Genomic DNA, 22,774 nt, shown 5'->3' with positions numbered 1-22,774 from the left:
ACCCGCCGCAGTTTTGATTTCGTATTCATTCACCAGAATTAACTGCTGTTCATGGCCGAGCGTTTTTAACAAAGTTTGAAACGCATCACGCAAGCTGCCTTCATTATCAGCACCGGCAACGCGCTGTAAATCATCTAATTGGCGTTGATAGTGTTGAATGGCATGGTTCATGGATAATGGCACCAGTTTTTAATGAAGAATGACAATGTAAATGGCAATAGATTGCTTCAGAAATAAATAATCAAATGCGGCGTTTTTCAACCCACATCATTACAAATTTTCAGAAAGCTGAAGTGATGCAGTTCATTCCACATCATAATTGATATAGAATGGTCACTTGAGCAATCAGGTTTACTGACGCCACTCAAAATGACACAATAAGGCGGAAAGGAGTAATAAAAAAAGCAGGGGGAATAAAAAGATTTACGCAACATCCGAGCGCAGTACGCCCGGAGATGCGTAATAGAACTATCGCTTATTTAATTGTAAAATACTCCCGCGTTAAGCGAAACACCACTGGACTAAGTAATAACAATGCTACCAAATTCGGCAGTGCCATTAACGCATTCAACGTATCAGCAATTAACCAAATCAAATCCAACTGCGCCAATGCGCCAACTGGAATCATTAACACCCACAATACTCGAAACGGCACAATTACCCGCTCACCGAATAAATACTCCGCGCACCGTTCTCCATACACACTCCAACCAAGAATAGTGGTATAGGCAAATAACACCAGCCCAATTGCCACGATGTAACCGCCCACACCCGGTAATGAATGTTCAAATGCACTGGTGGATAAGGCCGCCCCAGTTAATCCAGATGTCCATTCGCCAGAAACAATAATTACCAAGCCGGTAATGGTGCAAATCACTAAGGTGTCAATAAAAGTGCCAATCATTGCCACCGTGCCTTGCGCGACAGGATCATTAGATTGCGCGGCGGCGTGGGCAATAGGTGCGCTGCCTAATCCCGCTTCATTAGAAAAAATCCCGCGTGCCACACCGAATTGAATTGCCGCGGCAATACTTGCGCCAGTAAAACCACCAACCGCTGCCGTTGGAGAAAATGCCTGATGAATAATGAGTTGTAGCGCTGGAATAATTTGATCAATGTGCATTGTTAATACCACTAATCCGCCGCTAACATAGAGTATCGCCATAAACGGTACTAATGCTGCGGAGACCACGCCGATGCGCTGAATACCGCCCAGCAGCACCAATCCGGCAAAGATACTCATCACCAACCCACTGATCCACAAAGGAATTCCGAATGACGTCAGCGCAGCCTGCGCGACAGAATTGGCCTGTACAGTGTTCCCAATTCCAAACCCCGCCAGCACCCCAAACAGCGCAAATGCGGTCGCCATCCACAGCCATTTTTTGCCCAACCCGAGCTTAATGTAATACATTGGCCCGCCGAGATGATTGCCACGCCCGTCCACCTCGCGGTAGTGCATCGCCAACACCGCCTCGGCGTACTTTGTTGCCATTCCGACTAACGCCGTACACCACATCCAAAAAATTGCGCCCGGCCCGCCGAGAAACACCGCCGTCGCCACGCCCGCGATGTTGCCCGTGCCGACCGTCGCCGACAGCACCGTCATCAGCGCATGATATGGTGTAATATCACCCGCGCCCTGCTGCCGGCGCCCCTGCCACACCATTCGGAAACCTAAGCCGAGTTTCATTAACGGCATCAAGCGCAAGCCAAGCATTAAAAAAAAGCCCGTGCCGAGAATTAACACCAGCATTGGCGGACCCCACACCACGCCATTCACAGTATTAATCCAATTAGTCAGTTGTTCCATTCCAATCATCATGTTTTATTCACTCGCTGGTTTAACATGCAACCGATTCATCACGCGCTGGAATTGCCCAGCAAATAACTCTGGACACTGCTGTACCACCAATGTTAATGCCGTATCAATACAATCAGTATCCGTTTTTGATGGCGCATTTAATACATAATTCACCACCTGCTGTTTTGTACCCGGGTGACCAATACCAATGCGCAAGCGCCAAAAGTTGCCATCATCTAATAATGCCAATGTATTACGCACACCATTATGACCCGCATGTCCACCGCCTTGTTTTAATCGTACCTGCCCCGGTGGTAAATCTAATTCATCATAAGCCAATAAAATCTGTTCTGACGGAATATTAAAATAACGCGCAATTGCGGCTACTGCCCGACCACTTTGATTCACAAACGTCATGGGCTTCAATAAGCGTACCTCCTGTCCATGACAATGAATGCGACACACTTGACCATGAAACCGTGCCTCAGTACGGAATTGCTCACCATAGACGGCAGCAATACGATCAATTAACCAAAACCCAGCATTATGGCGCGTCATTGCGTATTCCGCACCCGGATTACCTAATCCCACGCATAATTGAATTGCCGTATTCACCACACATCATTCCTCAGTGAGTCAATTCCATACAACGCCTTGTTAATAATTAAGAGGCACTACTCTCGTCACCACTTTCATCACCTGTGGTATGTGGCGTATGGACCACAACAATTAACGTATCCGCATCAAGCGCATGCGCCAATTCAACCCCGGCTGGCAAAGTCATATCCGCCAAATGAATACTATCGCCCATATCAAGATCAATCATATCAACCGCAATAAACTCGGGCAAATCACGCGGCAAACAGGTGATTTCTAATTCGGTGATATGATGGGATACCTGCCCACCCAGCTTGACACCTTTGCAGGTTTCTTCATTTAAGAAGTGAATTGGCACTGTCAACCGCAATGCTTCATCCTGATTAACACGCAATAAATCTAGGTGCAAAATAAATGGTTTAGACGGATGGCGATGTAAATCTTTTAAGACCACTTGCGTCGTTTCACCATCCAATAACAAATTGATTAGTGTGGAATAAAACGCCTCATGCGCCAATTGTTTAACTAACACATTATGCTCAACACTAATCATTTGCGGCGGTAGATTTGCGCCATACACAATCCCCGGCACCCAACCTTGACGACGCAGGCGGCGGCTCGCACCCTTCCCCGTATCGCTACGCGGCTCGGCATTAATAATAAAAGTTTCGCTCATGAAAATACTCCTTGTTACAATAAATAAAACCGCCGATCCGCGACCAGATCGGCGGTATGACATCCGCAGTAATACCCCAAACAAAATTGGGAATTATTGCATGACACGACCATTACATCTGTTTAATGAACATCACAGGATCACTAATCAATAAACAGCGAACTGACCGATTCTTCATTTGACACTCGCCGCATTGTTTCGGCAAGTAATTCACCAATACTCAATATACGAATCTTTTGACAGGCTTGCGCATCTGGCCGTAATGGAATGGTATTAGTCACCACCAACTCGTCTAATTGCGAAGCAATGATATTTTCCACAGCCGGCACTGATAAAACCGCGTGAGTGCAATAAGCAACCACCTTTTCCGCGCCGTGCGCTTTTAATGCACCAGCCGCTTTACATAAGGTGCCGGCGGTGTCCACCAAATCATCTACTAATACACAACAGCGCCCGCGCACATCACCAATGATATTCATTACCTTTGCTTCATTCGGCCGCGGGCGGCGTTTATCAATAATTGCCAAATCGGCATCATCTAATCGTTTCGCTAATGCCCGCGCCCGCACCACACCACCGACGTCGGGCGACACCACAATTAAATTAGGATATTTTTGCCGCCAAATATCACCCAGCAGAATAGGTGAAGCATAGACATTATCTACTGGAATATCAAAAAAGCCTTGTATTTGATCGGCATGTAAATCAACTGTCAATACGCGATCCGCGCCAGTTGAGCCAATCATTTTCGCCACTAAACGCGCCGTAATTGGCACTCGTGCCGAGCGGGTACGACGATCTTGACGGGCATAACCGAAATAAGGAATGACCGCCGTAATACGTTTTGCCGACGCCCAACGCAGCGCGTCAATCATGACTAATAATTCCATTAAATAATCATTAGTCGGAGCGCAGGTTGATTGAACGACAAAGACATCACGCCCGCGCACATTCTCTTGAATTTCAGTCATGACTTCGCCATCGCTAAACTGTCCGACAATGGCTTTACCTAATGGAATACTCAAATGACCGACAATTTCATTAGACAGCTCTGTATTAGCATTGCCGGAAAAAACCATCATGTGACTAGCGGGCATAACCGATTTGATTCCTAAAACAAAGCGCGGCAGAGCGCGTGAATATTTTAATGTGCCAATATCAAATGACACATCAGTTGATAAGCAGTACCGCATCACTCATTGTAATAACTGAAGATGTTGGTGCACGTTAGACGCCTAAATCTATCACAATTAGCGGTACCATTCATACATATCATTTACGTTGCGCAATCTACGCCGCTTAATAACATAACGACTAGCTCTTATTTGCTATCATAATGATATTTGTGTCAAACACATAAGGCTATCATTTAAATTAACGACGACAATGCGTTATGTCAAAATGGCAATTTTTAATTAGGCAGCGATTGAACAATTACTATCTATCAGGAATGACTCTATTTAGAGTCTAACTGATTATTTATTTAAAGAAGATTGCATTCTCACGCAGGAACGATCAATTCACATTGGTACAATTCACTTTTAAAAATGATCTCCCGCCCGAGCGCCAAATAATGCTGTTCCCACTCGCACAATAGTTGCACCTTCAGCAATCGCCGCTTCCAGATCATCGGATGTGCCCATTGATAACGTCGTCAGCGGTAATTCTGGTTTGGCTAATTGATCGCGCAATGTTCGCAAATCCGCAAATGTCCGGCGTTGTATTGAAAAATCATCCGTCTGCGCCGGTAATGTCATTAAACCTTCAATGGATAACCTGGGTAACTCACGCACAATTTTAATAAAATCTGCAAGCGCCGCCGGCGCTAATCCATTTTTAGTTTCTTCAGCACTGATATTCACTTGAATACAAATGTGCAATGGTGGTAAATCCGGTGGGCGTTGTTGAGACAGCCGCTGGGCGTGGGTAAAATCTGACACACTATGCACCCAATTGAAATGGTTTGCAATTAAGCGTGTTTTATTTGTTTGAATGCGCCCAATAAAGTGCCAATCTATTAATTGCTCGCGCAAAACGGCTTGTTTCGTCAAGGCTTCATTCACATAACTTTCACCAAATGCCCGTTGCCCGGCGGTATAAGCCGCAAGCAGTCGTGTAATTGGCTGTTGCTTGCTAACCGCTAATAACGCCACACTGCCGGGGCGGCGGCCGAATTGCGTTTCGGCCGTTTGAATGCGCATTCTTATTGCCGCTAATTGCGCGTCAAGCAGTGTTTCAGACTGCGTAGAAACCAAAGTTACCATTGATAATTTGCGCCAGTTAAATATTGCACTAATTGCTGTAATGCGTGGCCACGATGACTCAACGCATTCTTGGTGTCAGCATCAAGTTCAGCGGCGCTTTTATTTTCGGTGGCGACCCAAAAGAGCGGATCATAACCAAAACCATTATTACCCCGTGGCGCCAATAAAATCTCACCATACCAGGTTCCTTGACAAATAATTGGCGTTGGATCAGTCGCATGACGCAAATAAACCATAATACATTGAAATCGCGCTCGCCGATCTGTATTTGATTGTTCTGCTAAAGCAGTTAATAACTTGGCACAATTCTCCGCATCGCTTGCACCTATTCCAGCATAGCGCGCTGAATAGATACCGGGAGCGCCGGATAATGCTTTGACTTCTAAACCTGAATCATCTGCAATTGCCGGCAAACCAGTCTGAGCGGCAGCATGGCGCGCTTTGATAATTGCATTTTCTACAAAAGTTAATCCCGTTTCTTGAATGTCAGTGACGCCAAATTGGCCCTGTGGAATAATTGTTAATGCGGCTGGTGCTAATAATTGTTCAATTTCGCGCACTTTGCCTGCATTATTACTGGCTAATACAATACGTTGCTGGGAAATAGTAGTCATGTCACAAATGTGCCTAATTAATTGACGCGATTAAGCGAGGCTCGAACGCTGTGCGGCAAGGATGATTTCAATACCGGAGGTGGCGAGATCGAGCAGTGTGTTGAGTTCATGACGATTAAATGGTTGTTGTTCAGCCGTACCCTGAATTTCAATTAAATCACCCGTCGCTGTCATAATCACATTCATATCCGTTGCTGCCTGTGCATCTTCCGCATAATCCAAATCTAATATCGGTAATTCTTGCCAAATACCGACTGAGACCGCCGCGATTTGATGGCGCAAGGGTGAATGAACCAGCAATTTTTTTTGTATTAAAAAATCCAATGAGTCGTGCAATGCCACCCACGCGCCACTAATTGCCGCAGTGCGCGTGCCACCGTCTGCTTGAAGCACATCGCAATCCAATGTAATCGTTCGTTCACCTAATGCATTTAAATCAACGGCCATGCGTAATGCGCGACCGATGAGCCGTTGTATTTCTAATGTGCGGCCAGTTTGGCGACCGCGAGTTGCTTCACGTTCGGTGCGTTGATGTGTCGCACTCGGTAATAAACCGTATTCAGCAGTAATCCAACCTTGTCCCTTTCCGCGTAAAAAAGCGGGGACTTGTTCATTGCAACTGGCAGTACACAACACTTTTGTTTTGCCGTATTCAACTAATACAGACCCGGCAGCATGGCTGGTATAATGCCGAATAAATTGTAATGGACGTAATTCATCATTACGGCGTTGAGATGGGCGGTTTATCATTATTGATATTTGCCGAAACTGAGTAGGAAATTAATAAAAAGTTTAAATAAAACCGCTTTTTTTATTAAGACATGGTCGAAGTATCCATGCGTAAACCTGTTGTTAAAGTGCTTGATTCTAATCCAGCCGACCGCGTTGGCATAAACTCGCGCAGCGCTGCTTTGGGCAAGGCGGATTCTTGACTATGTAACATTGCTAAAAATTCTCCAGCGTCCTGTGGGCGGCGCTCAGGCTGTAAATCCATAGTCCAATCAATGGCTTCGAGCAATACTTGCGGATAACGATCACGCAATAATGTGGCAAGCGGCACCATTGTGTCATTTTCGACACGCTCTGGCGACGGCGGCGGCGTTTTGCCATCCAAACAAGAACGCATCGCCGCACCAACGGCGTAAACATCCGTCCACGGCCCGATGTTGCCACCGACCGTATACTGTTCTGGTGGCGAATAGCCGGCAGTAATCACCTGACCACCGAGGCTGCGCCCCGACGACATGACCTGCACGGCGCCGAGGTCGAGCAGTAATGGATCATGCCCATGACGTAAATGAATATTACCGGGTTTAATATCTAAATGCAGCATTCCACGCGAATGAATAAGCATTAAAGCGTCAAGTAATGGTAAAAAGATACGCAATAATAAAGTGGTGCTGAGTCCGCCGCCGCGTTCATGGACAAATTGTGCAAGATTGCGGCCGCGTTCATGTTGCATCACTAAATAACCCGTATTATTAGTGAGAAATAACCCACGCACTTGAACGATATTGGGATGGCGGAGCGCGGCCATTGCTTTGGCTTCTTGAAAGAATAAGCGCAGGCTACGAATTAGATTAGGACGGTTATTTTCATCAATGGGTTGTAAGCATTTATTTGTATCACGTCGCCCAATTTTTTTTGGCATAAATTCTTTAATGACCGCTTCATCGCCAGTTTCGTCATCTTTGGCAAGATAAATTAAACTAAATCCACCTTTGCCAATTGTACGAACAATGCGGTAGCAGTCAATATAGGTGCCGGGATCCAGCGAGTCGCGTGTCGGTGCTACCATAGACATTTATTAAATGTGTTTACCTGATTTGTTGTTTAATTATTAAAGTAGCTTACAGGTATTATAGTGATTTGACAACTGATTTTTCAGTTAATCGCATCATGCGATGGCGGTATATTTTTATTGGTTAAGATCGTCGGCGTGTTGTCATTTGTGATTTGTTTTTCAATAGATATTTCTTTTGATCCTGATGAAGTCGCAGTTGAATGAGGCGACAAGTGTTCACTTGATAAGGCTGATAGTGTGGGCATCCAATCCACTGCTGGCAGGACGTGCGTAAAGGTGCTGCCGTATAATTCCCAAATGACAATAAATAATGACGCGATCAATGGACCAACGATAATCCCTGCAATACCAAACATGAAAATACCGCCCAGGGTGGCTAAAAAAATCATTAATTCGTGCATTTTGGTATCTTTGCCGACAAGAATTGGACGCAACACGTTATCAAGGCTACCCACAACTAATCCACAAAATAATCCTAATAAAATGCCCGTTATGATTTGTCCTTGAATAAGTAAAATAATGATGGTTGGCACCCAGACAAGTGCTGATCCAACACTCGGAATGACAGATAACACTGCCATTACGGTTCCCCAAAATACGGCATTATTAATACCAGCAACCGCAAATGCAATTCCAGCCAATCCGCCCTGTAATAGTCCAATTAGCAATGTGCCTTTTAATGTGGCACGGGTTACTGAGGTAAACTTTTCTAACATCAGATGTTCATCACTGCTTTTAAGTGGTAAATAATACAGGATACGCATCACTAATTTATTCCCGTCAATTTGTAAAAAATACATGCTGTACAGCGTGACAAATGCCATAAACACAAAGTTAATAGTACCTAAGGTCACAAATGACAAACCACTAATCAAAAACTGACTCACTAAACTGACTGCTTCTCCGGCTTTAGCAATTACAATATCTTGATAAGGCAGCAATTCTTTATAAAATGGTAAATAGCTAAGTTTGTCAGTAAATACGCCAGGCTCTTGCAAATTTTTAATCCAGGGCGTAATAGATTGGCTCACATCAATTGCTTGCGCTACGACAATACTGACAAAAATTACCGCTGGGATTAACAATAATGCAACTATGATAAGCAGTGTCAATAGTGACGCTAATTGGTAGCGCCCGCCACTCCAGTACACTAAACGTAAATACAGCGGCCGTGCAAGTGCGCTGAATAAACCGGATAACAGTAGCGCCATTAAAAACTGTTGAATCATCGTTAAAAACAGGGCGCTGATGACAAATGTCATGAGTAACACAGTCGTGTTGTTAACCGTTTCTCTTTTCATGGTATCAGCCATCATGTGGAATGTGAGTTTGTGAAAAAGTTGTTTATTTATGAAAACAAGGGTTTAATCAATAAAAAAACTTGTCTTGAACTAATCATAGTTTATGTTAATAACCGTGTGGATTATTCACTTGCCAGCGCCAACTATCTGCGATCATGGTATCGAGGTTCATTTGTGCAGTCCATCCCAGTTCTTGATTGGCACGCTGGGGATTTGCATAGCAAATTGCTATATCGCCTGGACGGCGAGCGACTATACGATAAGGCACGGCTTGCCCTGTTACTTGTTCAAATGTATTGACCATTTCTAATACGCTATAGCCGCGCCCGGTGCCAAGATTATGCACCATCATGCCACCCGCCCATTGTGTTAATTGTTCAATTGCGCATAAATGGCCACGCGCTAAATCCGTGACATGCAAATAATCACGAATGCCAGTGCCATCTGGCGTTGGATAATCATTACCAAATATGTGTAATTCTGGTAATTTACCAACAGCAACTTGAGTCATGTATGGCAATAAATTATTTGGAATGCCATTGGGATTTTCACCAATGCGTCCACTCGGATGGGCACCAATTGGATTGAAATAACGCAATAAACTGATTCTCCAACTTGAATCAGCAACAGCGAGATCGCGCAATAGTTCTTCAATAAATAATTTCGTGCGGCCGTATGGATTAGTGGCTGCCAACGGAAAGTCTTCATCAATAGGCACAGTAGCTGGATAGCCATACACCGTCGCTGAAGAGCTAAAGACTAAGGTTTTAACGCCAGCTTGTGCCATTGCTTTACACAAATAAATTGTGCCAATTAAGTTGTTGTCATAGTAGGTTAAAGGTATTTGGGTTGATTCACCGACCGCTTTAAGTCCGGCACAATGAATAACGGCGTCGTAGTAATGCTCTTTAAACACCTGTTCGACTGCTGTTGCGTCGCGCAAATCCAGTTTTTTAGTGATAAATGACTGTCCTGTAATTTCTTGAACACGGTGCAATGCGTCTATTTTACTATTACAAAAATTATCCACAACGACAACATAATGACCGGCATTTAATAGCTCAACTAAAATATGACTGCCAATATAACCAGCGCCACCCGTTAATAAAATATTCACTGTTTTAACTACCCTTTTTGTCTAAATCGTGTTTTAAACTAGAATGAAATCGTAACCAAAATCGCAGTTGTCTTAATTCATCTTTGCCCAAGCTATCAGGACATAGGATTAAAGATCGCCTGCACCAGCGGCCGCAGCGAAAATGCAATAATACTAGCGGCACTGTCATGATGGTGCTTGGCAATAATTGGGCTGGTACAATTGCACCATTTGACAATTCTAATTGCCAATCTTGACCTGTCCAACCGATTTTAATAATTGACCAGGGCATATAGAAAAACACTTGATAACGGAGCGTCCACCAGGCGCTGGCGATAATGAGTGCGGTTAAAAAGATATGCCAAAAAAATGATGTCGGAGATAACCACAGAATTAATACCGTTGTCGCGTGTAGAAAATTCACGCAATATAATAAACACCATGAGACCCGTAAACGCAATGCAAAAGCGGTATTCAGTTGCTGTGACGGCATTGATTAGTTTGCCATAGAATGATTTATTCTGGGCGCAAATGTGGAAATAACAACACATCCCGAATAGACGGCGCATCGGCAAATAACATGGTGAGCCGATCAATCCCAATTCCTTCACCCGCAGTCGGTGGTAAACCATGCTCTAAAGCGCGAATATAATCAGCATCAAAGTGCATTGCCTCATGGTCGCCGGCATCTTTTGCAGCCACTTGATGCGCAAAACGTTCGGCTTGATCTTCCGGGTCATTCAATTCCGAAAACCCATTCGCTATTTCACGCCCGGCAATAAATAATTCAAAGCGATCAGTCACGGTTGGATCGGTATCATTACGCCGCGCTAACGGTGAAACAACGGTGGGATAAGCAGTAATAAAAGTGGGCAGACGCAGGGATGGTTCAACGGTTTTTTCAAATAACGCGATTTGCAAATGACCTAATTCATCATGCGGCTGTATTGCAATACCGTGTTGAGTAGCTAAATTGCGTAAGGTATCAAAATGATCTACAGTTGACGCCGACCAATCGGAATTAAAAGTTAATAATGCGTCACGCACGGTCAGCCGTGTGAATGGTTGATTAAAATCAAACTGTTCACCCTGATAGGATAGCGTGGTTGTGCCGAGAATAGATAATGCCAAATTGCGCAACAATACTTCAGTCAAATCCATTAAATCGTGATAATCTGCATACGCTTGATAAAACTCTAGCATCGTAAATTCGGGATTATGACGTGTAGATAAACCTTCATTCCGAAAATTGCGATTAATCTCATACACCCGTTCAAATCCGCCAACGACTAGGCGTTTAAGGTATAACTCCGGCGCGATGCGCAAAAATAACGGCATATTGAGTGCATTATGATGCGTAATGAATGGCCGCGCTAATGCACCGCCAGGAATCGGTTGCATCATCGGGGTTTCGACTTCAAGAAAGCCTAGTTGATCTAAATAACTGCGAATGAAACTAATAATACGGCTGCGCATCTGAAAGGTGGTGCGCGTTGTTTCATTCATAATAAGATCGAGATACCGTTGGCGATAACGACTCTCTTGATCGGCAAGACCATGAAACTTTTCCGGCAAGGGGCGTAATGATTTGGTTAATAAATGGAGTTGCTCAACTTTAATAGATAATTCGCCAGTTTTGGTGCGAAATAAACGCCCTTCGGCGCCACAAATATCGCCAATATCAAGGTCTTTTTTATACCAGGCGTAAATCTCTTCACCCACTAAATCACGTTGAATAAATAACTGGATACGCCCGGACATATCTTGCAAATGGGAAAAACTGGCTTTTCCCATAATACGCCGACTCATCAAACGCCCCGCAATTTTGACTTGAATGTTTTGTGTTTCTAATGCTTCAGCGGTGTGATTAGCATAGGTTGTGAGTAATTCATTCGCCAACGCATCACGGCGAAAATCATTCGGAAATGCAATGCCATGTGTGCGCCGTTGAGTCAATTTTTCACGGCGTTGAGCAATTAACTTGTTTTCATCGGCAATCGGGCTATTTTGTTCTTGATCCGATTCAGGATTAACATGATTCATAGTGCAAAACTCGTTATTTTTCAGTTGCAATGGTTAAAAATAGTTTAAATAATGGTATCCTTGCTACCAAGTTACCATCGTTATTTTGGAGAAATACCTGTGTCTAATTCAATCGGTACGCTTTACATTGTCGCCACGCCGATTGGCAATTTAACTGACATAACAGAGCGGGCGCAGCAGGTATTGAAAACGGTTGATCTTATTGCCTGCGAGGATACCAGACACAGTCGGCATTTATTAGCCAGATTTGGTATTAACACGCCGTTATTTGCGTATCATGATCATAATGAAATTACTGCCACGCAACAGCTCATTGACTGTCTTAAAACTGGCCAAAATGTTGCGTTAATTAGTGACGCCGGCACCCCGTTAATTAATGACCCGGGCTTTATTCTCGTGCGCACAGCGCGGGCGCAGCACTTACCCGTTGTGCCAATTCCCGGCGCGAATGCAATCATTTGTGCATTATCGGCGGCCGGACTGCCCACTGATCGGTTTTTATTTCTGGGTTTTCCACCGCGTACTACATCGCAACGCCACACTTGGGCAATGAGTTTTATTAATGAACCCGGCACGCTGGTGTGCTATGAAAGTGGCAAACGTATTGTCGCAACCTTGACTGATATTGCGCATGTTTTTGGTCATCAACGCCAAGTAGTCATTGCGCGGGAATTGACCAAACAATTTGAAACCTTTTTGCATGGCAGTCTGGATGAATTAGCCCAACTCATTACTTCTAATCCAGAACAACAACTCGGTGAATTAGTGTTAATCATTGCCGGTGCTGCGGCTGATGTGAATCAACAAACTTTGCAAGAACAGCAGCGAATTTTACGCATTTTAATAGCTGAATTACCAGTAAAACAAGCAACTGCATTAACCGCTCAAATCACCGGTGGTAGCCGCAATGCACTGTATCGTGAAGCGCTTTCCATACAGCAATCATAGCTTTATCGTTCAGCAATCCCAGAAGTTATTTAAATAATTTCCATTGCTTGACGTAATGACCCAACGGCATGAATTTCTAATCCCGCAACCCCTTCTTTTGGCACATTTGCTATTGGTACAATTGCCTGTTTCATACCGTGTTTGGCTGCCTCGCGCAAGCGATCTGCACCATTTGGCACTGGACGAATTTCACCTGATAATCCAATTTCACCGAATACGGCTAATTGCGGGGGTAATGGACAATCCCGTTCGCTGGATAGGATAGCTAATACTAATGCTAAATCCGCCGCCGTTTCGGTAATACGCACCCCGCCCACTGCATTAACAAATACATCGCGCCCAAACATTGCCACACCACCGTGACGATGCAATACGGCTAATAACATTGCCAAGCGGTTTTGATCCAATCCAACGGCAATACGGCGCGGATTAGCTAATGGACTTTCATCCACTAATGCTTGGATTTCTACTAATAATGGGCGGGTGCCCTCGCGGGTGACAAGAATTGCCGACCCCGAAACGGCGCTGCTGTGGCGGGATAAAAAGATCGCCGACGGGTTAGTCACTTGACGTAACCCCTTGTCAGTCATCGCAAATACGCCCAATTCGTTGACCGCCCCGAAGCGATTTTTCACCGCTCGCACGAGCCGATGGGCGCTGCCGGGTTCGCCCTCAAAATACAATACTGTATCAACCATGTGTTCCAATACACGCGGGCCGGCGAGCGCCCCTTCTTTGGTGACATGCCCGACGAGGAAGACTGTGGTCATGCCATTTTTGGCGTAACGTACTAATCGTGCGGCACTTTCTCGTACTTGCGCGACCGAGCCGGGGGCGGAAGATAATTCTTCCACGAATAGTGTTTGAATTGAATCAATCACTAATACCTGCGGGCGCTCGGCAATGGCAATAGCAATAATGTGTTCAACGCAGGTTTCGGTTAATAATCGAATACGCGGTTGTAATAAACCGAGGCGATGAGCGCGCAATTTCACTTGCTGTGCTGATTCTTCACCACTCACATATAATACCGGTGGTGCAATGGTTTGTGCCGCCGGACTATCGGCAAAGGTGGCGCATGCTTGTAATAATAAAGTTGATTTTCCAATTCCTGGATCGCCACCAATCAATACCACCGACCCTGGGACTAATCCGCCGCCCAATACCCGGTCTAATTCATCAATGCCGCTGGGAATACGGCTTTCAGCCTGTACCGGTAAATCGGCTAAATCTTGCACGATTGCGCGGGTGCTTAATCCGATACCCGAATAGCCACCGGCGCGGTGTTTAATTGATGCGGGCGGTGAAAAAGCGGGGGTTTCACTAATCGTATTCCACCCGCCACAATCGGGGCATTGACCACTCCATTTTGATAACTGCACCCCGCAAGCGTTGCAAACAAATCCTGTGATTTTTTTATTCACTCGCGTCGCCTGTTAATTGCAGTACACTCGATCACTTAACCTGACATTTAAGCATTCAATTCTTATTTTTTCAATTGCCGTTGCGACAAATATAATCGTTTTAATCAATATCCGTATCGGCAATGGCATAAATACCAGCAGCATTGCGGAAATAACCATGATAATCCAAACCGTAACCAATCAAATAACGATTGGGCGTAACCAATCCAATCACATCAGGACGATAAGTACAGGTACGGGAACGATTTTTTTCTACCAATACCGCGCTCGTCACAGCCGCGGCGCCATCTTCATGGCAGGCATTGACAACGGTTGTTAAGGTGTCTCCTTCATCAAAAATATCATCCACCACTAAAATATTTTCACCCTGAATTATTGTACCCGGACGATGTCGCCATTCAATCGTGCCACCCGAAGTGGTATCACGATAGCGCGTGGCATGAATATAATTTAAGCGCAATGCAAATGGCAAACGCGGTAATAATAAACCGGCGGTAACAATTCCGCCGGTCATCACCGCTAATACAATTGGGTCTTTATCGTGCAATTGCACAGTTAATTGTTCTGCCATGCGATCAAGTGCGGCTTCCACTTGCTCACAGGAAATTAAACATTCGGCACGTTCTAGCACACCACGATAGGTTTCTGGGGTCATGTGTTGCTCCACTTTGAATAAAGAATTATTTACGGTAATACATGACTATCGTCATCGTCTAAATGCGTAATCATAGCTAATGCCCGCCGCCTTTGCGCCAGTTCATCCCCGATGTTAATTGGCGCACTACCGCGCAAATGTGTCAAGCGCATCGCCGATGTTGACCAATTTTCTATTAATATTTGCGGATCACCCAACGCATCAACAATCGTAATTGCGGCATCACGATTATTACAAACTAAAATCATGTCGCATCCTGCGCTTAATGCAGCATGAGCACGTTCAATATAATCGCCCCCAGCAGCGGCGGCCGCCATACTTAAATCATCACTGAATATTGCGCCGCTAAATCCAATTTGTTGACGCAAAATCTGTTTTAACCAAATGGGTGATAAACTCGCCGGCAGTTCATCCACATCTGAATAAACAACATGCGCTGGCATAATTGCATCTAATCCAGCCATAATGGTTTGTTTGAATGGCACTAAATCATTTTTAGCAATGACAGCATAGGGGCGTGAATCAATTGGTAATGCAGTATGAGAATCAGCACTGACGCTGCCATGACCGGGAAAATGTTTTCCACATCCCGCCATGCCAACAGCATGTAATCCCGCTAACCATGCTAATCCTATTGCGCTCACTGTTGCTGGATCATTCGCAAAAGCGCGATCCCCAATGACGGTGCTTATTCCATAATCTAAATCCAATACTGGTGCAAAACTAAAATCAATTCCAACGGCGCGTAATTCAGTGGCTAATAACCACGCCACTGCTGTTGCTGCCGCTGTTGCATGATTGGGATTACGTTGATAGGCACGACCAAAAGTAGCGGCAGATGGTAGGCGTGTGAAACCTTGATGAAACCGTTGTACTCGTCCGCCTTCTTGATCCACCGCAATTAATAATGGTTGTTTTGCCGCAGTACGAATTGCAGTGGTTAACGCATTTAATTGCGTTGGTTCAACTGCATTGCGCGCAAATAGAATGACGCCACCGACGGCTGGATGCGCTAATAATTCTTTATCTTCAGCGGTTAATTCAATAGTGGCGAGGTCAAGCATGATCGGACCAGGAACGGTATCTACACACATGGCACAGCAGCAACGGGTTGATTGTTAAATAAATGATCGAGTGTCGTCATCAATTGCGATGATGGCCGATCCATAAATAATCCTTGGCTGGCACTCGTTGTGCCACGCAAGAATACATAAATGACTCCACCAATATGACGCTCGTATTCATAATCGGCAAGTTTAAGACATAATAAGCGATGTAGTGCTAATAGATACAACACATATTGCACATCATAACGGGCGTGTAAAACGGTATCGCGCATTGCCGTTTCGGTATAGGCATTATCATCAGCGCCGAGCCAATTAGATTTCCAGTCCACAATATAGTACCGCCCGTTATATTCAAATACGAGATCAATAAACCCTTTTAACATGCCATTTAATTGGCGCGGCACAAGTGACGGACGAGGCTGTCCGGTACAGATGGCTTGCTGTATTAACCTGTCAAGTATTTCTATTTGAACGTGACAGCTTTCTAACCAAAATTCCATTTCGATTTGTATAGCATGAGATGATAAATCAGCGAATGAAAATTGTGGGATTTGTCCATTATAGTCTGGCAAATTAGATAGTTGCCAGCGCCGCTGAAGAAATGCGGTTAACCATTGATCGAGTGGCTCGATCCAATCATTTAATCCGCGCAATGAACAACGCTCAATTATCATTGTTTGGCGTAATGACGCGGCATACACAGCAGCGGCATAACCCGATAATAATTGTCCACTATCTGTCATAATACGCTGCGCTGCCGCCCATTCCAATAAGCTGTGTAAAAATGTGCCAACTTGGCTGCCACGCGGCAGGGTGTGTAGCGATGATGCTATGTATTGTTGCGGCGTGAGCGCGACATCAGAACGCGCATCGGCGGCGTCCACTCGCTGCGCTTCCCATGCGGTTTCTTGCTCGGCAGTGGTGGAAGCTTGTAAGTCAAGTTGTTGTATTGTCGAATATTTTAGGGAACTATAACTAGCAATATGCCAACTGGGCAGCGGCGGCATGAACACGGCGCGTGCGGGGGTGAGCGCGGCGGATGTGACATCATCACGCACGGTCAAGTCGGTATCAGGCGGCGGTGTGAGCGTGATATGAGATTGAAAAGCGGTAAATTGTTCTTGCAAGTTATTTGAATTGAGTGCTAATAAATAGCTCAACGCCGACTGAGATAATTCAGCAATATTTGCAATCCCTAGCCATAAGCCGACTTTAGCGCGTGTTATGGCAACGTATAATTTACGCACATCTTCACTCAAACGTTCTTGATCGGCTTGATTAAAAATGTTTTCAGTTGAATGAAGATGGACGTGCATTTGGTATTGCGCATCGTGTGTAATCAATGGAATATCAGTCGCTTTTTTGGGATGACAAGCGAGAATAAACGGTAAAAAAACTAACGGGTATTCTAATCCTTTTGCTTTATGAATTGTCACGATCTTGACTAATTGGGCATCACTTTCTAAACGCATTTGCTGTTCGTCAGCTGCCATATTATATGAGTGTTTTGCCTCTGTGATCGCTGTCGAAAAATAACGCAACACTGAATGTAAACCATCTAATGTTTGACTAGTGGTTTGTAATAGCTCGCCTAAATGTAATAAATCCGTGAGTTGACGTTCACCGTCAGTTTTTGTTAATAGTTTTATTGCCACACTATAATCGCCAATCAGTTGATAAAGCGCGGGTAAAATGCCCCGCTGTTGCCAAATGATGTAGTAAGTATGAAAGCGCTCAACTTGATGTTCCCAATACCACTCGTCCTGATTTAATTGTTCTAAATCCTGTAATGTTAAACTCATTAAAGGCGTGGCTAATGCTTGGCGTAATAACGATTCGTCAAACGGTGTGGCAATGGCATTTAATACAATAAACAGTTGCTCCGCAAGCGCGGTGTCAAATACACTGCTGCGTTCTGATAAATAAACTGATGCAATACCTAATTGCTGTAAAGCAGTACGAACGTGATCTGCCTCTTGCCGATTATTGACCAACACTGCAACATCACTCGCACAGAGCGGGCGGCGAGTTAATTCAGTACCGTCAGTTAATAATTGCGCTCGCCCCTGCCGTCCCCAAATTAACAATTGTGCAATGGTACGCGCTGTCGCCTGTGCCATTTGCTCTTGATAACGCGATTTTGTAATAATTTTAGCGCTCTCTAATAACCAAATTTGTAATGGCGGACTGGGTTGTTGATCTATCCACAGCGCCATATTTTCTGCCATTGGACTGGGTTCAACGGTATAAAAAGGGAGCGGATTGTCAGGATCATCCGTATTACGAAATCGAAATGCCCCGTGCGGTAATGCTTGTTCACCATAATTAAAAAGTATATTGATCGCGGCTATTAAAGACGCACTAGAGCGATAATTAACATTTAAGGTGTAATGGCGCCCATCAGTAGCGCGTCGTGCCATTAAATAAGTGTAGATGTCAGCGCCGCGAAACGCATAAATCGCCTGTTTAGGGTCGCCAATCATAAAGAACCCCGTCGCAGCATCGCATTGGTTAATACGATAAATTGCATCAAAAATACGATACTGCACCGGGTCGGTATCTTGAAATTCATCAACTAATGCAACTGGAAATTGTTGACGAATCAACGCAGCTAATGCTGAGCCGTGTTCGGATTGTAATGCGGCGGCTAAACGAATTAATAAATCATGTTGACCTAATTCTGACCGTTGACGTTGTTCGCGTTCAATACGCGCTTTTATCCAATGTAGCGCATGAGCTAATAATGATTCTTTTGATACAGTGGGCAGTTCAGCTAATTGAGTTGATAATTGTGTCAAGGCTTGACAGGCTGGATGATTCACCGGTGCTTGATTTGGAACTATCCAAATGTCCATGACACCAGCTGACGACATATAGCGCCATGTCTTATTATTTGATTTGTCAGGCCAGACCTGTGCGTCGTTTTCTAACCATTGACGTAATGCTGAAATGACGCCACGACGATTGGTTTGGTTGAGTTGGTTTCTATTAAATAAATGTTGTTGATAAGCATCTTCAAACAAGGTGGCAAGTTGGTCAATCCAGCCTTGTTCACGCCATGCCTGTTTAATTGCGGCAAGCGCCTGTCGATGTTGTGTAATGTATTGATTAAACAATTGTTCTGGTGGTGTTAAACTAATTGGAATTTGTTCTGTAAACGGTAAAACAGATTGAATTGCGCGGCGCAAATCGGTCAAGGTTTTCCAATGTTGTTTAAATAACTCTAGTTGCTCGATGGGTAAAGGAACACAAAAATTTCGCCAATAATCTTCTATTGCTTGTTGTAATAAAACACTTTGATCTTGTTCAAGCATTTGATTGAAAGCGTGTCCAGTCATAAACGCATGTTCTTGTAACATACGATGACACCAGGCATGAATAGTGGAAATCGCTGATTCATCCATCCACGCCGCTGCTTGATCTAAACGCCGCGCATAACTGGATAGTTCACAGCCATCTTCTATTGCTTGTTGTTTTAATTCTTCACGCAATTGTAATAGCAACGGATCAATTTGATGATCCGCATATTGATAGCGTAAGACCGCAGCAGCTTCAACTAAACGTCGCCGAATTTTATCGCGCAATTCATTCGTTGCGGCATTGGTGAATGTGACAACTAAAATCTCCGGTGGAAATAACGGGCGATGATAGGCGTGAATTTGACCGTGTTGTAGGATTAAACGTAAATACAAAAAAGCCAGTGTAAAAGTTTTACCCGTGCCAGCGCTGGCTTCAATTAGCCGCGAGCCACTGAGTGGAAATGTGAGGGGATCAAGACGAGTGATTGTAGTCATGCACATTTGAATTGTAGAATAATAATTAAAAGGCATTCATACCATGCTATTTGGCAACTAAACGGTCACAGCTAAAAAATGGCGCAAAAGCGCATGTCCATGTTCACTTAAAATAGATTCGGGATGAAATTGCACGCCATGTATTGGTAAATCGCGGTGTTGAATACCCATGATCTCATCTATTTCACCATTATCAGTGCATGTCCATGCGGTCATTTCTAATTCTGTTGGTAATTGCAAGCGGTCAATAACTAACGAATGATAGCGCGTGGCGGTAAAGGGTTGCGTCAATTCAGCAAAGATGCCAGCACCGGCATGATGAATGAGTGAAGTTTTGCCGTGCATCACCGTGTGGGCACGAATCACCTGACCACCGCAGGCCTGACCAATTGATTGATGGCCTAAACACACACCGAGTAGTGGAATAGATTGCACCATTGCAGTTTGAATAAGTGGTAATGAAATTCCGGCCTCATTGGGTGTGCAGGGACCGGGAGAAATGACAATATGCTGTGGATGATAAGCTAATGCTTGTGTGACATTGACCTCATCATTACGCAATACTTTGACTTCGACACCTAATTCACCAAAATATTGCACGAGGTTATAAGTGAAGGAATCATAATTATCAATCATTAGTAACATAATGAGTTTATACCTGTAGCGGTTCTTTCATATTGTTAATTACAGATTATTGGTTTAACTGTCACTCGTGCATTTATTAATCTTTGCGGCAATGATTGATAACCACGCGAATCAAACCATTAATATGCTAAGAATGACTGGCGCTGTTTCATCCAACTGAGTTCATCAGGCAATAGATAGGCTTCAAGGTCGGCAACTTGTGCTTGGTTATCATCCACCCATGTCCGCAAAAAATCACTACCGCTCAACAAATCAATCGCCAAGCGATGGGTTTCGTATTCGTAAGTGAAATGCCGCCAAATGGAATAATCAGGATATTCTAGGCGCAGTGCTTTTAAGAATAATGCAATTAACCGATATGGGCGGAATTGATAGTATTGGTAATATTCAGTATCAGTATGAATCTGGAAGCCGTTGCACAAGGCGCCGCTATGCTTTTGAAACATCGGGGTAAAATGACAATAGCGAATGAGACATCCTTCTAACCAGTTCGCCTGTAACGACTCCATCCGTTTTAATACGCGGTAAATATCAATGTCTGGTGCGCCAATTAGTTCCAATGGACGAGTCGTGCCACGCCCTTCTGATAAAGTCGTTCCTTCAATTAACACGGTACCGGGAAAACAGCGCGCCATATTCAAACTGGCTGCATTAGGACTGGGGTTTACCCATGCCAGTTCATAAGTTGGCCAACCATAGCCTGGCGCTGCTTCTGGGTAATAATCACCTAATGCAATGACGCGCAATTCTAATTCCAAATGATGCTGGTCAATAAACCACTGGGCTAACTCACCGAGTGTTAATCCGTGCCGCATTGGAATTGGTGCCGCACCAACAAAACTTTCCCAGCCTGATTTTAATACATTACCTTCAATCGGCCGCCCAATTGGATTAGGACGGTCTAAAATCCACACTGCTTTATTAGCATGAGCGCAGGCTTTCAATAAATACACTAAGGTCGTCACATAAGTATAAATGCGCGTACCAATGTCTTGTAAATCTATTAACAGTACATCAAAACAATCCAGCATTTCCGCGGTTGGGTAACGCACCTCGCCATAAAGACTATACACGGGGATTTGATAAAGCGGATCAACCATGTCTTCTGATTCGACCATATTATCTTGTTTATCACCGCGCATTCCATGTTGCGGCCCGAATGCGGCGGTTAAATGCAAATCACCCCGATTACCAAATGTCATTAGGGCGTCGAGTGTATGACGCCCAATATGATTCACTGATGCCGGATGCGCTAATAACGCAAGCCGCCGCCCGCGTAATGCTGATCTGAGATGCACATCATTTAGCAGGCGGTCTATTCCCAATTGCATTAGCGTGTTCCTGACGTTTGCACCGGCGGCAGTGTTAATAGAGATTGCAATTTCGACCAAACTGTATTGAATATGATTGGTTGCGCGGTGGCGGTTGGGTGTAATCCATCCGCTTGCATCAATTGCCAATTATCCGCAACGCCGGTTAATAAATCAGGAATTAACGCAACCCGCATATTGGCCGCGATTGTGGGATATAGGCGCTGAAAACCTTCGGTGTAATCAACTCCATAATTGGGTGGCAAACGTACACCAATTAACACAACTTGCGCACCATTGCTATGCGTTAACTGAATTAAACGCTCTAACCCCAATTGAATTTGTTGTAGTGATGTACCACGCAAACCATCATTTGCACCAAGTGCAATTAAAACCCATCGCGGTTGATTTTGGGCAATTAAACCAGGCAAACGAGTGATTCCCCCTGCGGTAGTTTCACCAGAAACACTGGCGTTAATAACTTGATAAGGTAATTGCAATTGGGTTAACCGGTTTTGCAATAATGCTACCCAGCTACGCTCAATTGAAAAACCGTATGCAGCACTTAAACTATCACCCAACACTAAAACGGTTGCCGATTGTTCTTTATCAGACCAATTTTTTGCCATCGGTGCATGTGAGAATAAGATTGTCAACCATAATACAATCAATAAAACGGGTTGGATTGATACTGTTGTGCGCATTAGTGTTAATGGATAACGAAATAAGTTG

Annotated in this window: 20 protein-coding genes; 1 reads left to right on the top strand and 19 read right to left on the bottom strand. The window is 44.4% G+C overall.

What is annotated here, in order from left to right; all coding sequences use genetic code 11:
• Positions 1-475: 475 nt before the first annotated feature.
• The 12 genes from HUK38_RS11590 to lysS form a co-directional block, all read right to left on the bottom strand.
• Entirely contained in the window at positions 476-1,813 is a 1,338-nt protein-coding gene (locus HUK38_RS11590; RefSeq protein ID WP_182584492.1) for an alanine/glycine:cation symporter family protein, read from the bottom strand.
• Positions 1,814-1,828: 15 nt separating this feature from the next.
• Complete coding sequence (gene pth / locus HUK38_RS11585; protein ID WP_338065412.1) at positions 1,829-2,419, bottom strand: aminoacyl-tRNA hydrolase; 591 nt, start codon at positions 2,417-2,419, stop codon at positions 1,829-1,831.
• A 49-nt stretch (positions 2,420-2,468) separates the two neighbouring features.
• Positions 2,469-3,077: a 50S ribosomal protein L25/general stress protein Ctc gene (locus HUK38_RS11580; RefSeq protein WP_182584490.1), complete on the bottom strand. Its 609-nt coding sequence runs from the start codon at positions 3,075-3,077 to the stop codon at positions 2,469-2,471.
• 143 nt (positions 3,078-3,220) lie between these two features.
• Positions 3,221-4,174 (bottom strand): ribose-phosphate diphosphokinase, encoded by a 954-nt coding sequence (locus HUK38_RS11575; protein WP_182584496.1) that lies wholly within the window; start codon positions 4,172-4,174, stop codon positions 3,221-3,223.
• A 444-nt stretch (positions 4,175-4,618) separates the two neighbouring features.
• Entirely contained in the window at positions 4,619-5,341 is a 723-nt protein-coding gene (locus HUK38_RS11570; RefSeq protein ID WP_182584489.1) for a YggS family pyridoxal phosphate-dependent enzyme, read from the bottom strand.
• Positions 5,335-5,955, bottom strand: coding sequence for an RdgB/HAM1 family non-canonical purine NTP pyrophosphatase (gene rdgB, locus HUK38_RS11565; protein WP_182584488.1), 621 nt, complete (start codon positions 5,953-5,955; stop codon positions 5,335-5,337). Before rdgB ends, HUK38_RS11570 begins: the two co-directional genes overlap by 7 nt.
• Before the next feature lie 30 nt (positions 5,956-5,985).
• Positions 5,986-6,705 (bottom strand): ribonuclease PH, encoded by a 720-nt coding sequence (gene rph, locus HUK38_RS11560; protein WP_182584487.1) that lies wholly within the window; start codon positions 6,703-6,705, stop codon positions 5,986-5,988.
• Positions 6,706-6,769: 64 nt separating this feature from the next.
• Positions 6,770-7,759, bottom strand: coding sequence for a serine/threonine protein kinase (locus HUK38_RS11555; RefSeq protein ID WP_238787619.1), 990 nt, complete (start codon positions 7,757-7,759; stop codon positions 6,770-6,772).
• 80 nt (positions 7,760-7,839) lie between these two features.
• Positions 7,840-9,021 (bottom strand): AI-2E family transporter, encoded by a 1,182-nt coding sequence (locus HUK38_RS11550; protein WP_338065411.1) that lies wholly within the window; start codon positions 9,019-9,021, stop codon positions 7,840-7,842.
• A 145-nt stretch (positions 9,022-9,166) separates the two neighbouring features.
• Positions 9,167-10,177 (bottom strand): UDP-glucose 4-epimerase GalE, encoded by a 1,011-nt coding sequence (gene galE / locus HUK38_RS11545; protein ID WP_182584485.1) that lies wholly within the window; start codon positions 10,175-10,177, stop codon positions 9,167-9,169.
• 4 nt (positions 10,178-10,181) lie between these two features.
• Positions 10,182-10,649, bottom strand: coding sequence for a protein YgfX (locus HUK38_RS11540; protein WP_182727292.1), 468 nt, complete (start codon positions 10,647-10,649; stop codon positions 10,182-10,184).
• 23 nt (positions 10,650-10,672) lie between these two features.
• Positions 10,673-12,199, bottom strand: coding sequence for a lysine--tRNA ligase (lysS, locus tag HUK38_RS11535; protein ID WP_182584483.1), 1,527 nt, complete (start codon positions 12,197-12,199; stop codon positions 10,673-10,675).
• Between the two features lie 99 nt (positions 12,200-12,298).
• On the opposite strand from lysS, the gene rsmI reads away from it, so the two are divergent.
• On the top strand, positions 12,299-13,147 hold the full coding sequence (gene rsmI / locus HUK38_RS11530; RefSeq protein ID WP_338065410.1) for a 16S rRNA (cytidine(1402)-2'-O)-methyltransferase: 849 nt from the start codon (positions 12,299-12,301) through the stop codon (positions 13,145-13,147).
• 29 nt (positions 13,148-13,176) lie between these two features.
• Here the strand turns inward: rsmI and radA are convergent, their stop codons facing one another.
• From radA to HUK38_RS11495, 7 genes are all read right to left on the bottom strand, one after another.
• On the bottom strand, positions 13,177-14,571 hold the full coding sequence (radA, locus tag HUK38_RS11525) for a DNA repair protein RadA (protein ID WP_182584481.1): 1,395 nt from the start codon (positions 14,569-14,571) through the stop codon (positions 13,177-13,179).
• 100 nt (positions 14,572-14,671) lie between these two features.
• Positions 14,672-15,226: a hypoxanthine-guanine phosphoribosyltransferase gene (locus HUK38_RS11520; protein ID WP_182584480.1), complete on the bottom strand. Its 555-nt coding sequence runs from the start codon at positions 15,224-15,226 to the stop codon at positions 14,672-14,674.
• 29 nt (positions 15,227-15,255) lie between these two features.
• Positions 15,256-16,320, bottom strand: a complete 1,065-nt coding sequence (nagZ, locus tag HUK38_RS11515) for a beta-N-acetylhexosaminidase (RefSeq protein WP_182584479.1) — start codon at positions 16,318-16,320, stop codon at positions 15,256-15,258.
• Positions 16,311-20,087, bottom strand: a complete 3,777-nt coding sequence (recB, locus tag HUK38_RS11510) for an exodeoxyribonuclease V subunit beta (RefSeq protein ID WP_182584478.1) — start codon at positions 20,085-20,087, stop codon at positions 16,311-16,313. The genes nagZ and recB overlap by 10 nt, the downstream gene beginning before the upstream one ends.
• A 57-nt stretch (positions 20,088-20,144) precedes the next feature.
• Entirely contained in the window at positions 20,145-20,732 is a 588-nt protein-coding gene (locus HUK38_RS11505) for an anthranilate synthase component II (protein ID WP_182584477.1), read from the bottom strand.
• Positions 20,733-20,851: 119 nt separating this feature from the next.
• Positions 20,852-22,063 (bottom strand): exo-beta-N-acetylmuramidase NamZ family protein, encoded by a 1,212-nt coding sequence (locus tag HUK38_RS11500; protein WP_182584476.1) that lies wholly within the window; start codon positions 22,061-22,063, stop codon positions 20,852-20,854.
• Positions 22,063-22,671: an arylesterase gene (locus HUK38_RS11495; RefSeq protein ID WP_182584475.1), complete on the bottom strand. Its 609-nt coding sequence runs from the start codon at positions 22,669-22,671 to the stop codon at positions 22,063-22,065. Before HUK38_RS11495 ends, HUK38_RS11500 begins: the two co-directional genes overlap by 1 nt.
• Between the last annotated feature and the right edge of the window lie 103 nt (positions 22,672-22,774).

Source organism: Thiospirillum jenense (assembly GCF_014145225.1).
GTDB lineage: Bacteria > Pseudomonadota > Gammaproteobacteria > Chromatiales > Chromatiaceae > Thiospirillum > Thiospirillum jenense.
This window is presented reverse-complemented; position numbering and strand designations above follow the sequence as displayed.